This is a genomic window from Pseudomonas sp. H1_D04 (genome assembly GCF_054683855.1).
On record NZ_CP162826.1, the window covers coordinates 4,631,942 to 4,645,293 of the forward strand.

Below are 13,352 nucleotides of genomic sequence, written 5' to 3' on the forward strand. Positions count from 1 at the left end.
CCTATTGAAAGAAAGCACTTTTCAGACTGGAATAAAAAACGCCCGGCGCGGCCGGGCGTCTCAAGGGTCTTGCGATGATCAGATGCGCTTGGCTTGCTCTACCGCGTTGCCGATGTAGTTGGCCGGGGTGAGCAGTTTCAGCTCGGCCTTGGCGGCGGCTGGCATGTCCAGGCCGTCGATGAAAGTTTGCAGCGCTTCAGGGCTGATGCCCTTGCCGCGCGTCAACTCTTTCAGCTTCTCGTACGGGTTTTCGATGTTGTAGCGACGCATCACGGTCTGGATCGGCTCGGCCAGCACTTCCCAGCATGCGTCCAGGTCAGCGGCGATTTTCTGCGCGTTGAGCTCCAGCTTGCTGATGCCTTTGAGGCTGGCTTCGTACGCGATCACGCTGTGGGCAAAACCCACGCCGAGGTTGCGCAGTACGGTCGAGTCGGTCAGGTCGCGCTGCCAGCGTGAGATCGGCAGCTTGCTGGCCAGATGCTGGAACAGGGCGTTGGCGATGCCGAGGTTGCCTTCGGAGTTTTCGAAGTCGATCGGGTTGACCTTGTGCGGCATGGTCGACGAACCGATTTCACCGGCAATGGTGCGCTGCTTGAAGTAGCCCAGGGAGATGTAGCCCCAGATATCGCGATCGAAGTCGATCAGGATGGTGTTGAAGCGCGCAATGGCGTCGAAAAGCTCCGCGATGTAGTCGTGGGGCTCGATCTGCGTGGTGTAAGGGTTGAAGCCCAGGCCCAGCTCGTCTTCGATGAAGGCGCGGGCGTTGGCTTCCCAGTCGATCTCAGGGTAGGCCGACAGGTGCGCGTTGTAATTGCCGACGGCGCCGTTGATCTTGCCCAGCAATGGTACGGCAGCGACTTGAGCAATCTGACGCTCCAGGCGATACACCACGTTGGCGAGTTCTTTGCCCAGGGTGGTCGGCGAAGCCGGCTGGCCGTGGGTGCGCGACAGCATTGGCACGTCAGCGAAACGGATGGCCAGCTCGCGGATGGCTTCGGCGGTCTGGCGCATCAGCGGCAGCATCACGTCATCACGGCCTTCGCGCAGCATCAGGGCGTGGGACAGGTTGTTGATGTCCTCGCTGGTGCAGGCAAAGTGGATGAACTCGCTGACCTGGGCCAGTTCCGGCAGCTTGGCCGCCTGCTCTTTGAGCAGGTATTCAATGGCTTTGACGTCGTGGTTGGTGGTGCGCTCGATCTCTTTCACACGCTCGGCGTGCTCCAGGGAGAAATTTTCCGCCAGGGTGTTGAGCACAGCGTTGGCTTCGGCAGAGAACGCCGGCACTTCGCTGATGGCGGGATGAGCGGCCAGGCGCTGGAGCCAGCGCACTTCAACCAGAACACGAGCACGGATCAAGCCGTATTCGCTGAAAATAGGGCGCAGGGCCTGGGTTTTGCCGGCGTAGCGGCCGTCAACAGGGGAAACCGCAGTGAGCGAAGAGAGCTGCATGGGGTGTTCTCGGACAGTCGGGCAACGAAATGGGGCGCGTATCATACATGAAAAAATCCGCCGGTCCGTCGCCAACTGACCGGCGTATTACGCGTAACGGCTTGAAAAAAGCCCTTTGCTGCGACTTATTCGTTGCGCATCAATGGGTAAAGCTCTTTGAGCAATTTTCGACGGCTGATCACCAGCTGCCAGCGATGGCCGCCCAACTGACGCCACAACCGCGCCGAGCGAATACCGGCCAGAAGCAGGGCGCGGATTTTCGAGGCGTTGTTCGGTTGCTGCAGGTTGCGCATGTCGCCGTGAACCTGGATCCGCTGGCGCAAAGTGCTCAAGGTGTCTTGATACAGCGCACCACAGGCGGCGATCACGTTTTCGTGGGCCGGGCCGAAGTGTTCTACCTGAGACTGGATCTGTGGCAGGCGTTTGCCGATGGTTTCCAGCATGTCTTCGCGCTTGGCCAGTTGGCGCTCCAGGCCGAGCATCGACAGGGCGTAGCGCAGCGGCTCGCGCTGCAGGGTGCTGGGGTCGCGCTCCAGGGCGCCGATCAGGGCGCGGTAACCTTCACGCAGTGCGAGGTCGTCGCCGCCGTAGACTTCCAGGGTGTCCTTGGGGTCGCGGATCAGCAGGCTGCCGAGCATGCAGGTCAGGCCGGCTTCGGTGACCTGGCCGGTCTTGGCGATCTTGTCCACTAATACGGCGGAGAGAAATACCCCGCCGAGTGCCGTCAGTTGCTCTTGGGTAGGGCTCATGCCGGGTTGCTCCAGGCTTGCGCGACTTCAATCACGCCGCCGCCCAGGCAAATTTCGCCGTCATAGAACACCACCGACTGGCCAGGAGTGACCGCACGTTGCGGGTCATCAAAGGTGGCGCGGTATCCTGTCGCCGTTTTTTCCAGGGTGCAGGGCTGGTCGCTTTGGCGATAGCGCACTTTGGCAGTCAGGCGGCGCGGGGTGCTCAGGTCGATCGGGTTGACCCAATAGATCTCCGAGGCCAGCAGCGCGCCCGAGAACAGCAGCGGGTGTTCATTACCCTGGCCGACGATCAGCACGTTGTTTTCCAGGTCCTTGACCAGCACATACCACGGCTCTTCACCGGCGTCTTTCAAACCACCGATGCCCAGGCCCTGGCGTTGGCCGATGGTGTGGTACATCAGGCCGTGGTGACGGCCGATCACTTCACCTTCGGTGGTCTTGATCTCACCCGGTTGCGCCGGCAGGTATTGCTTAAGGAAGTCGCTGAAGCGGCGCTCGCCGATAAAGCAAATCCCGGTGGAATCCTTTTTCTTCGCGGTAGCCAGGCCGTGTTTCTCGGCGATCCTGCGTACTTCGGGTTTTTCCAGCTCGCCCACCGGGAACAGGGTCTTGGCGATCTGTTCACCGCCAACAGCGTGCAGGAAGTAGCTCTGGTCCTTGTTCGGGTCCAGGCCCTTGAGCAGTTCAATACGGCCATCGATGTCGCGACGGCGCACGTAGTGGCCAGTGGCAATCAGGTCGGCGCCAAGGATCATGGCGTAGTCGAGGAACGCCTTGAACTTGATTTCGCGGTTGCACAGGATGTCCGGGTTCGGCGTGCGACCGGCCTTGTATTCAGCCAGGAAGTGCTCGAACACATTGTCCCAGTACTCGGCGGCGAAGTTGGCGGTGTGCAGCTTGATACCGATCTTGTCACACACGGCCTGGGCATCTGCCAGGTCGTCCATGGCGGTGCAATATTCCGTTCCATCGTCTTCTTCCCAGTTCTTCATGAACAGGCCTTCCACCTCATAACCCTGCTCCATGAGCAGAACGGCGGAAACGGAAGAATCCACGCCGCCGGACATGCCGACGATGACGCGCTTCTTTTGTGTGTCAGAAGGGGCTGGATCACGCATAGGGTTTCAACGGGTGTCTTGAAAAAGGACGCGATTCTAGCAGGCCTGGGCCCGCAAGGCTAAAGAGAAGGGCGGATCAATTCCAGACTGTGACGCTGGCCGGCCAGATAATCATCGATGCAGCGGATGATCAGCTCGCTGCGCCAGTCCTCGCGCACGGCCATCAGCTCGTCACGGCTCAGCCAGCGGGCGCGCAGGATGCCTTCGTCGAGTTGGTAGTTCGGGTGGTGTTTCAGGGCTTTGGCAATGAAACAGACCCTTTGGTAGGTCACGCCATTGCTGGGTGCGGTGTACAGGTAGATGCCGACGATACCGGTGGCTTCCACGTCCCAGCCGGTTTCTTCGAGGGTTTCACGCACGGCTGCTTCGGTGAGGGTTTCATGCGGGTCGAGGTGGCCGGCGGGCTGGTTGAGCACAGCGCGGCCGCCCTTGAGTTCTTCGACCATCAGGAAGCGTCCGTTGTCTTCGACGATGGTGGCGACGGTAATGTGGGGTTGCCAGGTCATGGGATGCCTCGATTCAAGATATGACGCGGTGTTTGGACAGAATTACGGCCAGTGTGGGAGGGGGCTTGCCGCCGATGACGCTTTGTCAGTAACCAATAGCTCGACTGATCCATCGCTTTCGGGGGCAAGCCCCCTCCCACATTTGATCCGGTTTCTTCCGTTGAGCGGTAGAAACAGAAACCCCGGCACAGGGCCGGGGCTTCTTTGCATCCTTGCAACCTTACTTCAACTTGGCAATTGCCGCGTTGAGGGTGTTGCTTGGGCGCATGGCCTTGCTGGTCAGCTCTGGGTTCGGCGCGTAGTAGCCGCCGATGTCCACTGGCTTGCCCTGTACGGCGTTGAGTTCGGCAACGATGGTTGCTTCGTTCTCGGCCAGGGTTTTTGCCAGTTCGCCGAACTGCGCTTGCAGTGCAGTGTCCTCGGTCTGGGCGGCCAGGGCTTGAGCCCAGTACAGCGCCAGGTAGAAGTGGCTGCCGCGGTTGTCGATGTTGCCGACTTTGCGCGATGGCGACTTGTTGTTGTCGAGGAATTGGCCAGTGGCCTGGTCCAGGGTCTTGGACAGTACCAGGGCTTTCGGGTTGTTGTATGTCACACCCAAATGCTCAAGGGAGGCGGCCAGGGCCAGGAACTCGCCCAGGGAATCCCAGCGCAGGAAGTTTTCTTCCAGCAGTTGCTGTACGTGCTTCGGTGCCGAGCCGCCGGCGCCGGTTTCGAACAGGCCACCGCCGTTCATCAGCGGCACGATCGACAGCATCTTGGCGCTTGTGCCCAGTTCCATAATCGGGAACAGGTCGGTCAGGTAGTCGCGCAGTACGTTGCCGGTCACCGAGATGGTGTCCAGGCCCTTGCGGGTGCGCTCCAGAGTGAACTTCATCGCGTCGACTGGCGACATGATGCGGATGTCCAGACCTTCGGTGTTGTGGTCTTTCAGGTAGGCCTGAACTTTCTCGACCACGACGCCGTCGTGAGCGCGCTTAGGGTCCAGCCAGAAGATGGCAGGGGTGTTGCTGGCGCGCGCGCGGTTGACGGCAAGCTTGACCCAATCCTGGATCGGCGCGTCTTTGGTCTGGCACATGCGGAAGATATCGCCGGCTTCGACGTTCTGTTCCATCAGCAGGTTGCCCTTGCTGTCGGTGATACGGACTACGCCGTCAGCCTTGATCTGGAAAGTCTTGTCGTGGGAGCCGTACTCTTCGGCTTTCTTCGCCATCAGGCCAACGTTTGGCACGCTGCCCATGGTGGTTGGATCGAAAGCGCCATTGGCCTTGCAGTCTTCGATGACGGCTTGGTAGATGGTGGCGTAGCAGCGATCCGGGATCACGGCCTTGGTGTCGTGCAGCTGGCCGTCGGTGCCCCACATCTTGCCGGAGTCACGGATCATGGCTGGCATCGAGGCGTCGACGATGACGTCGCTCGGCACGTGCAGGTTGGTGATGCCTTTGTCGGAGTTGACCATCGCCAGGGAAGGGCGAGCGGCGTAGACCGCCTGGATGTCAGCTTCGATCTGCGCTTGCTGCTCGGCCGGCAGGGCCTTGATGCGAGCGTACAGGTCACCGATGCCGTTGTTCAGGTTGAAGCCGATCTGCTCCAGTACCGTGGCGTGCTTGGCCAGGGCATCTTTGTAGAACTCGGCAACGATCTGGCCGAACATGATTGGGTCGGAGACTTTCATCATGGTGGCTTTGAGGTGAACCGACAGCAGTACGCCTTGTTTCTTGGCGTCTTCGATTTCAGCGGCGATGAACGAGCGCAGTGCGTTTTTGCTCAGCACGGCGCTGTCGAGGATCTCGCCAGCTTGAGCGGTAGTCTTTTCTTTCAGGACGGTGGTGGTGCCGTCCTTGCCGACCAGCTCAATTTTGACAGCATCAGCGGCTTCGATCTGTACGGCTTTTTCGCTGCCGTAGAAGTCGCCATTGCTCATGTGGGCGATGTGGGACTTGGAGTCCGCAGCCCATGCGCCCATTTTGTGCGGGTGCTTGCGGGCGTAGTTCTTGACCGACAGCGGCGCGCGGCGGTCGGAGTTGCCTTCGCGCAGTACCGGGTTCACGGCGCTGCCCTTGACCTTGTCGTAACGTGCGCGGGTTTCTTTTTCCGCGTCGGTGGTTACGGTTTCCGGGTAGTCCGGCAGGGCGTAGCCCTGGGCCTGCAGTTCCTTGATCGCCGCTTGCAGCTGCGGGGTCGAGGCGCTGATGTTAGGCAGCTTGATGATGTTGGCTTCAGGGGTAACGGCCAGGTCGCCCAGTTCGGCGAGGTGGTCCGGTATGGCCTTGTTGCCCAGTTGCTCGGGGAAGCTTGCGAGGATGCGCCCGGCGAGAGAAATATCGCGGGTTTCCACGGCAATATCAGCGGAAGCGGTGAAGGCCTCTACGATAGGCAGCAGTGAATAGGTGGCGAGGGCAGGGGCTTCGTCGGTGAAGGTGTAGATGATCTTCGAGCGGGTGGGCATATTCGGATTAACTCTCTTCTTTGCTGAAAGCGTGCGCAGAAACTCGAGATGCGCCGGGTGGAGCGCGTTCGTTCAAAGTCATCCATGAGCGAAATGTCGAGGTTTCTTCGCGGTGATGTTGGGTTGCATCAGTCGAGCGTCAAGCGGGTGGACTATTGTAATAGTCCGGCTTTGTAGCTGAAGGCACCTATTCTAGAGCGGTCAGCCGTCGTGACTCTTGGGTCAGCGGCGGCATTATACATAGGTCGCTATGCTTACGCCGAGCCTTCATACAAAAGGTGTGTCGTCCATTGGTCTAAAGGTCGCAGGTACCGGGGTACGCCTAAAGTCGCATGATGTGCTCAAGATTGGCGCTTTTCCCTTTGCTTTCAGGCTTGTAGGCGACAAATTATGCTGTTTTCGATGCAAATGAACATGGCGTGAGGTTTCGGTCGTCATTTATCTGGAGTAGGCTCGAACGCAGCCAGATGTTTAATCCATAGATGGAGTTCAGCATGGGATACAAGAAGATTCAGGTTCCGGCAGTCGGCGACAAAATCACCGTCAATGCAGACCATTCTCTCAATGTTCCTGACCAACCGATCATCCCTTATATCGAAGGTGACGGTATTGGCGTCGACATCAGCCCGGTGATGATCAAAGTGGTCGACGCAGCTGTTGAAAAGGCATACGGCGGCAAGCGCAAGATCTCGTGGATGGAGGTGTACGCCGGCGAAAAGGCGACTCAGGTCTACGATCAGGATACCTGGCTGCCCCAGGAAACCCTGGATGCCGTCAAGGATTACGTGGTGTCCATCAAGGGTCCGCTGACCACGCCGGTCGGTGGTGGTATTCGATCGCTGAACGTGGCTCTGCGTCAGCAGCTCGACCTTTATGTGTGCCTACGCCCAGTGCGTTGGTTCGAAGGTGTGCCGAGTCCGGTCAAGAAGCCCGGCGACGTGGACATGACCATCTTTCGCGAAAACTCCGAAGACATTTACGCCGGGATCGAGTGGAAAGCTGGCTCGCCGGAAGCTATTAAAGTGATCAAGTTCCTCAAGGAGGAAATGGGCGTTACCAAGATCCGCTTCGACCAGGATTGCGGGATTGGTATCAAGCCGGTGTCCAAAGAGGGCACTAAGCGCTTGGCGCGCAAGGCCTTGCAATATGTGGTGGATAACGACCGCGAATCGCTGACCATCGTGCACAAAGGCAACATCATGAAGTTCACCGAAGGGGCCTTCAAGGAATGGGCCTATGAAGTGGCGGCCGAAGAGTTCGGCGCGACCCTGCTCGATGGTGGGCCGTGGATGCAGTTCAAGAACCCGCGCACCGGCAGGAATGTGGTGGTCAAGGATGCAATCGCCGACGCCATGCTCCAGCAGATCCTGCTGCGTCCGGCTGAATATGACGTGATTGCAACCCTTAACCTCAATGGTGACTACCTGTCCGACGCGTTGGCGGCGGAAGTGGGTGGTATCGGCATTGCGCCGGGTGCCAACCTGTCTGACACCGTGGCAATGTTCGAGGCGACTCACGGGACGGCGCCCAAGTATGCGGGCAAGGATCAGGTCAATCCGGGGTCTTTGATCCTTTCAGCGGAAATGATGCTGCGTCATATGGGTTGGATTGAAGCTGCCGATCTGATCATCAAGGGCACCAATGGCGCCATTTCGGCCAAGACCGTGACCTATGATTTCGAGCGCCTGATGGAGGGCGCCACGCTGGTGTCGTCGTCGGGCTTCGGTGATGCGCTGATCTCGCATATGTAACGTCTCACGCGACAAAAAAACGGCCATCCCAACTTGAGTGGGATGGCCGTTTTTCTTGCCGCAGACTGCATGCTCGGCGGCGGTTCAGGCCGGTTGCTTCTTCTCTTTATGAGCGTGTTTCTCCGTGGTCTTTTCCGGTGCTTGCGCGCTCACTGCGCCGATGTTCACGGCATGCAGTCCCTTGGGGCCTTGAATGATTTCAAAACTCACGGGCTGGCCCGCTTTCAGCGTTCTATAACCATCCATTTGGATTGCTGAATAGTGCGCAAAAAGGTCCTCGTTTTTCCCTTCCTCATTAACAAAGCCATATCCTTTGGCGTTGTTGAACCACTTGACCTTGCCATTGATCTTGACGCCGGACATACCCATTTCCCTCTGCACCAGACTCCATCACTGGAGTATCATCCAGTTTATCCGTCCTAACCCGAATAAATTAAGGTTGACTGCGCGGACCTTTTTTACCCACTGTGGGTTCTATTGGTTGTAACACCGATTCGCCGATAGTCAAGGCGACCGGCCAGTTGAGAGTTGAAATTCTGACAGGTCGCCCCCACCACTGTATTTGAACCACTGACGAACCTTTCTTTCCATGCATGCAATCAGCCAGATTCGACTAACATTCAATCAGGATCGACCGGATCACGAACACGATGACGACGGTTCTGCAGGCATTGCTGTTCAGGAGGCCAAGCCTGCTCTACAGGCGCCGCCGATGTACAAGGTGGTTTTGTTCAATGATGACTACACACCGATGGATTTCGTGGTCGAAGTGCTCGAGGTGTTTTTTAACCTGAACCGAGAGTTGGCGACCAAGGTAATGCTGGCCGTTCACACAGAAGGACGGGCAGTATGTGGAGTGTTTACCCGTGACATCGCCGAGACAAAGGCCATGCAGGTCAACCAGTACGCCAGGGAAAGCCAGCATCCGCTACTCTGTGAAATCGAGAAGGACGGTTAACGCCGACCACTTGGGTATGAGGTGAAGCTATGTTAAACCGCGAGCTCGAAGTCACCCTCAATCTTGCCTTCAAGGAGGCTCGTTCGAAGCGTCATGAATTCATGACAGTCGAACACCTTTTGCTGGCACTTTTGGATAACGAAGCTGCCGCCACCGTTCTGCGTGCGTGCGGCGCCAACCTCGACAAACTCAAGCATGACCTGCAGGAGTTTATCGACTCCACCACGCCACTGATCCCCGTGCATGACGAGGACCGCGAGACCCAGCCAACCCTGGGCTTCCAGCGGGTATTGCAGCGTGCTGTTTTCCACGTACAGAGCTCCGGTAAGCGTGAAGTCACAGGCGCCAACGTGCTTGTGGCGATCTTCAGCGAACAGGAAAGCCAGGCAGTGTTCCTGCTCAAACAGCAGAGCGTTGCCCGTATTGATGTCGTCAACTATATCGCCCACGGTATCTCCAAGGTGCCTGGGCACGGCGATCATTCCGAGGGTGAGCAGGATATGCAGGACGACGAGGGCGGTGAGTCTTCTTCTTCAAGCAACCCGCTGGATGCCTATGCCAGCAATCTCAACGAACTGGCGCGCCAGGGTCGGATCGATCCGCTGGTGGGGCGTGAGCTTGAGGTTGAGCGTGTAGCGCAAATCCTCGCGCGTCGTCGCAAGAACAATCCGTTGCTGGTGGGTGAGGCAGGCGTGGGTAAAACCGCAATCGCCGAAGGCTTGGCCAAGCGTATCGTGGATAACCAGGTGCCTGACCTGCTGGCCAACAGCGTCGTCTACTCCCTTGATCTGGGCGCGTTGCTCGCCGGGACCAAGTACCGGGGCGATTTCGAGAAGCGCTTCAAGGCGTTGCTCGGCGAGTTGAAAAAACGCCCGCAGGCGATCCTGTTCATCGACGAAATCCACACCATCATTGGTGCTGGTGCGGCGTCTGGCGGGGTGATGGATGCGTCCAATCTGCTCAAGCCGTTGCTGTCGTCGGGTGATATCCGCTGCATTGGTTCGACCACCTTCCAGGAGTTCCGTGGCATCTTCGAGAAAGACCGTGCGCTGGCGCGTCGCTTCCAGAAGGTCGACGTGTCCGAGCCTTCGGTTGAAGACACCATCAGCATCCTGCGCGGGCTCAAGGGGCGTTTTGAAGCGCACCATGGCATCGAGTACACCGATGAGGCGCTGCGTGCAGCTGCAGAGCTGGCGTCGCGTTACATCAATGATCGGCATATGCCGGATAAAGCTATCGACGTGATCGACGAGGCGGGGGCTTATCAGCGCCTGCAACCGATCGAGAAACGTGTGAAACGCATCGACGTGCCTCAGGTCGAGGACATCGTCGCGAAGATCGCGCGAATTCCACCAAAACACGTCAACAGCTCCGACAAAGAGCTGCTGCGTAACTTGGAGCGCGATCTCAAGCTCACTGTGTTCGGCCAGGATGCAGCCATCGACGCGCTGTCCACTGCGATCAAATTGTCGCGTGCGGGCCTCAAGTCGCCGGACAAACCGGTCGGCTCGTTCCTGTTTGCTGGCCCGACCGGTGTCGGCAAAACCGAAGCGGCGCGTCAGTTGGCCAAGGCCATGGGGATCGAGCTTGTGCGGTTCGACATGTCCGAGTACATGGAGCGTCATACCGTGTCGCGCTTGATCGGTGCGCCTCCTGGGTATGTAGGCTTTGATCAGGGCGGTTTGTTGACTGAAGCGATCACCAAGCAGCCCCATTGCGTATTGCTGCTCGATGAAATCGAGAAGGCTCACCCGGAAGTCTTCAACCTGCTGCTGCAGGTCATGGATCACGGGACCCTGACCGACAACAACGGACGCAAGGCGGACTTCCGCAACGTGATCGTGATCATGACCACCAACGCCGGTGCCGAAACAGCCGCGCGGGCTTCGATCGGCTTTACCCATCAGGATCACTCCTCTGATGCGATGGAAGTGATCAAGAAGAGCTTCACGCCGGAGTTCCGCAACCGTCTGGACACCATTATCCAGTTTGGTCGCCTCAGTCATGAGGTTATCAAGAGTGTGGTGGACAAGTTCCTTACCGAGCTTCAAGCGCAGTTGGAAGACAAGCGCGTGCAGCTGGATGTCACGGAAGCGGCGCGCAGTTGGATCGCCGAGGGTGGCTACGATGCCGCAATGGGCGCCCGCCCAATGGCGCGTCTGATCCAGGACAAGATCAAGCGGCCATTGGCCGAAGAGATCCTGTTCGGCGAACTCTCCGACCATGGTGGCGTGGTGCATATCGACCTGAAGGATGGCGAGCTGACCTTCGAGTTCGAAACCACGGCTGAAATGGCCTGATCGTTCTGCAGTAATGCAAAAGGCGCCGAAAGGCGCCTTTTTGCTGTCTTGAAACGCAGTTCTCAGAACAATGAAGATCCAGTGTGGGAGGGGCAAGTCCCCTCCCACAGGAATCATCGGTGTTTGAAAATCCCATGCACACAAAAACGCCCGGCATAACCGGGCGTTTTGTATTGACTTGCTTAGCGAGCGCGGTAAGTGATGCGCCCTTTGCTCAAGTCATAGGGCGTCAGCTCGACGCGCACTTTGTCACCGGTAAGAATACGAATGTAGTTCTTGCGCATCTTGCCGGAGATATGCGCGGTTACGACGTGCCCATTTTCCAACTCCACACGAAACATGGTGTTGGGCAGGGTGTCGACGACAGTGCCTTCCATTTCGAAGCTGTCTTCTTTCGACATGCAGTAAAGCCCTCGGTATCCAGTGAATGGCCCGGTGCAACTGCGCCAGGCAAAAGCGGCGTGCATTGTGCCCGAAAAAGGGTGTTTAAGCCAAGGGGTTCTAGTTAAGCGTGACCCATCTTTGATTAATTAGCAGTTCTATGGGGCGATATTGGGTCTTGTAGCTCATCTTTTTGCAGTTCTTGATCCAGTATCCGAGGTAGACGGCCTCCAGTTCCAGGCGCAGTGCTTCGCCGATTTGCCAGAGGATTGCAAAGCGCCCGAGGCTGCGGCGCTCTTCGGCAGGTTCATAGAACGTGTATACCGCCGACAGGCCATTAGGCAGCAAGTCGGTCACGGCGACGGCCAGCAGGCGACCGTCCGCTCGAAACTCATAGAAGCGTGAAAAGGGTAGGTCACGCACTAGAAACGTGGAGAACTGGTCGCGGCTCGGGGGGAACATATCGCCGTCGGCGTGGCGTTGCTCAATATAGCGCTGGTAAAGGTCGAAATATTCTTCGGTAAATCGAGGCTTGCACGATGTCACCGTCAGGTCGGCGTTGCGCTTGAGGATGCGCTTCTGGTTACGATCCGGCAGAAATTGCGCCACGGGCAGGCGTGCCGGTACGCAGGCATTGCAGTTCTGACAATGGGGTCGGTAAAGGTGGTCGCCACTGCGTCGAAAGCCCATTTCCGAAAGATCGGCATACACGTGCACGTCCATCGGTTGGCTGGGGTCGAGGAACAACGTGGTGGCCTGCTCGTCTGGCAGATAGCTGCAAGAGTGGGCTTGAGTGGCATAAAACTTCAAACGCGCCAACTCGGTCATGATCAACCCTCGGGATAAGCTTTGAAATAAGTGTAAGCCAGGTGCGCGGATGTCGCCTAAGAAACCCATGGTCCGGTGTTGGGCTGGTCCAAGTGGTCGCGTAGAAAACCGGCGAACTCAGTGCGAGGAATGGCGCGGGCACCCAAGCTGTGCAAGTGATCGTTGGGCATCTGGCAGTCGATCAGCACAAAGCCCCAGGCCTGTAATTGTCGTGTCAGTGTGGCGAAGCCGAATTTTGAGGCGTTGTCGGCGCGGCTGAACATGGATTCGCCAAAAAACAGTTGGCCCATCGCTAGGCCATACAGGCCGCCCACCAGTACCCCTTCGTCCCATACTTCTACCGAGTGTGCATGGCCGCGTTTGTGCAACTCCAGGTAGGCGCTCTGAATGCCTTCGGTGATCCAGGTGCCATCGGCATAGGCGCGCGGTGCGGCGCAGGCTTGGATGACTGCTGCGAAGTCCTGGTCGAATGTCACGCTGTAGCGCTGCTGGCGTAACAGCTTGCTCAGGCTGCGGGATACGTGCAGCTCGTCAGGGAAGATCACCGTGCGCGGGTCCGGAGACCACCAGAGGATCGGTTGACCCTCCGAGAACCATGGGAAGCAGCCATGGCGGTAGGCTTGGACCAGTCGCTCGGCCGACAGGTCGCCGCCGGCGGCCAGCAGGCCATTGGGTTCACGCATAGCTTTGGCCAGCGGTGGGAAGGTCAGGGTGTTGCGTTGTAACCAGGTCAGCATGGCATCCAGGCTTATGGAAGGGGAGGGGAGTGGCAGGTATGACACCCGCCTCGGCAGTGCTGATTATTGTCGACGCAGCGCCATCGGGCCAGCTTGAATCAGCCATTGATGCGTATTAGCGTGAGC

12 protein-coding genes are annotated in these 13,352 nt (G+C 58.2%); 3 read left to right on the forward strand and 9 right to left on the reverse strand.

The window, feature by feature from the left end; translation table 11 throughout:
- Positions 1–78 precede the first annotated feature (78 nt).
- The 5 genes from purB to AB4N82_RS21510 all read right to left on the reverse strand — a co-directional run bounded on the left by purB (position 79) and on the right by AB4N82_RS21510 (position 6,271).
- On the reverse strand, positions 79–1,449 hold the full coding sequence (purB, locus tag AB4N82_RS21490) for an adenylosuccinate lyase (RefSeq protein ID WP_032889684.1): 1,371 nt from the start codon (positions 1,447–1,449) through the stop codon (positions 79–81).
- Positions 1,450–1,574: 125 nt separating this feature from the next.
- Positions 1,575–2,198 (reverse strand): high frequency lysogenization protein HflD, encoded by a 624-nt coding sequence (gene hflD, locus AB4N82_RS21495; RefSeq protein WP_027606331.1) that lies wholly within the window; start codon positions 2,196–2,198, stop codon positions 1,575–1,577.
- The gene (gene mnmA, locus AB4N82_RS21500; RefSeq protein ID WP_122765470.1) at positions 2,195–3,319 is read right to left on the reverse strand and encodes a tRNA 2-thiouridine(34) synthase MnmA; all 1,125 of its coding nucleotides are present in this window, start codon (positions 3,317–3,319) and stop codon (positions 2,195–2,197) included. Before mnmA ends, hflD begins: the two co-directional genes overlap by 4 nt.
- Before the next feature lie 59 nt (positions 3,320–3,378).
- On the reverse strand, positions 3,379–3,825 hold the full coding sequence (locus AB4N82_RS21505) for an NUDIX hydrolase (RefSeq protein ID WP_095184442.1): 447 nt from the start codon (positions 3,823–3,825) through the stop codon (positions 3,379–3,381).
- Between the two features lie 220 nt (positions 3,826–4,045).
- A complete protein-coding gene (locus tag AB4N82_RS21510; protein WP_095184444.1) occupies positions 4,046–6,271 on the reverse strand; it encodes an NADP-dependent isocitrate dehydrogenase in 2,226 nt (741 codons plus the stop codon).
- Between the two features lie 494 nt (positions 6,272–6,765).
- On the opposite strand from AB4N82_RS21510, the gene icd reads away from it, so the two are divergent.
- Positions 6,766–8,022, forward strand: coding sequence for an NADP-dependent isocitrate dehydrogenase (gene icd, locus AB4N82_RS21515; protein WP_032890041.1), 1,257 nt, complete (start codon positions 6,766–6,768; stop codon positions 8,020–8,022).
- A gap of 84 nt (positions 8,023–8,106) precedes the next feature.
- On the opposite strand, the gene cspD is transcribed toward icd, so the two are convergent.
- Positions 8,107–8,385: a cold shock domain-containing protein CspD gene (cspD, locus tag AB4N82_RS21520; RefSeq protein WP_163033180.1), complete on the reverse strand. Its 279-nt coding sequence runs from the start codon at positions 8,383–8,385 to the stop codon at positions 8,107–8,109.
- A 226-nt stretch (positions 8,386–8,611) separates the two neighbouring features.
- On the opposite strand from cspD, the gene clpS reads away from it, so the two are divergent.
- Complete coding sequence (gene clpS / locus AB4N82_RS21525; RefSeq protein WP_010567912.1) at positions 8,612–8,980, forward strand: ATP-dependent Clp protease adapter ClpS; 369 nt, start codon at positions 8,612–8,614, stop codon at positions 8,978–8,980.
- A 29-nt stretch (positions 8,981–9,009) separates the two neighbouring features.
- On the forward strand, positions 9,010–11,280 hold the full coding sequence (gene clpA / locus AB4N82_RS21530) for an ATP-dependent Clp protease ATP-binding subunit ClpA (RefSeq protein ID WP_032889678.1): 2,271 nt from the start codon (positions 9,010–9,012) through the stop codon (positions 11,278–11,280).
- A 182-nt stretch (positions 11,281–11,462) separates the two neighbouring features.
- Here clpA and infA read toward each other — a convergent pair whose 3' ends face one another.
- From infA to aat, 3 genes are all read right to left on the reverse strand, one after another.
- A complete protein-coding gene (gene infA / locus AB4N82_RS21535; RefSeq protein WP_002553999.1) occupies positions 11,463–11,681 on the reverse strand; it encodes a translation initiation factor IF-1 in 219 nt (72 codons plus the stop codon).
- A gap of 100 nt (positions 11,682–11,781) precedes the next feature.
- Entirely contained in the window at positions 11,782–12,489 is a 708-nt protein-coding gene (locus tag AB4N82_RS21540; RefSeq protein WP_032889677.1) for an arginyltransferase, read from the reverse strand.
- A 56-nt stretch (positions 12,490–12,545) separates the two neighbouring features.
- Complete coding sequence (aat, locus tag AB4N82_RS21545) at positions 12,546–13,226, reverse strand: leucyl/phenylalanyl-tRNA--protein transferase (protein WP_032889676.1); 681 nt, start codon at positions 13,224–13,226, stop codon at positions 12,546–12,548.
- Between the last annotated feature and the right edge of the window lie 126 nt (positions 13,227–13,352).

Excerpts from the sequence above, each read along its gene's own strand:
- purB (WP_032889684.1), bottom strand. The coding sequence starts at position 1,449 with ATGCAGCTCTCTTCGCTCACTGCGGTTTCCCCTGTTGACGGCCGCTAC.
- hflD (WP_027606331.1), bottom strand. The coding sequence starts at position 2,198 with ATGAGCCCTACCCAAGAGCAACTGACGGCACTCGGCGGGGTATTTCTC.
- mnmA (WP_122765470.1), bottom strand. The coding sequence starts at position 3,319 with ATGCGTGATCCAGCCCCTTCTGACACACAAAAGAAGCGCGTCATCGTC.
- AB4N82_RS21505 (WP_095184442.1), bottom strand. The coding sequence starts at position 3,825 with ATGACCTGGCAACCCCACATTACCGTCGCCACCATCGTCGAAGACAAC.
- AB4N82_RS21510 (WP_095184444.1), bottom strand. The coding sequence starts at position 6,271 with ATGCCCACCCGCTCGAAGATCATCTACACCTTCACCGACGAAGCCCCT.
- icd (WP_032890041.1), top strand. The coding sequence starts at position 6,766 with ATGGGATACAAGAAGATTCAGGTTCCGGCAGTCGGCGACAAAATCACC.
- cspD (WP_163033180.1), bottom strand. The coding sequence starts at position 8,385 with ATGTCCGGCGTCAAGATCAATGGCAAGGTCAAGTGGTTCAACAACGCC.
- clpS (WP_010567912.1), top strand. The coding sequence starts at position 8,612 with ATGCATGCAATCAGCCAGATTCGACTAACATTCAATCAGGATCGACCG.
- clpA (WP_032889678.1), top strand. The coding sequence starts at position 9,010 with ATGTTAAACCGCGAGCTCGAAGTCACCCTCAATCTTGCCTTCAAGGAG.
- infA (WP_002553999.1), bottom strand. The coding sequence starts at position 11,681 with ATGTCGAAAGAAGACAGCTTCGAAATGGAAGGCACTGTCGTCGACACC.
- AB4N82_RS21540 (WP_032889677.1), bottom strand. The coding sequence starts at position 12,489 with ATGACCGAGTTGGCGCGTTTGAAGTTTTATGCCACTCAAGCCCACTCT.
- aat (WP_032889676.1), bottom strand. The coding sequence starts at position 13,226 with ATGCTGACCTGGTTACAACGCAACACCCTGACCTTCCCACCGCTGGCC.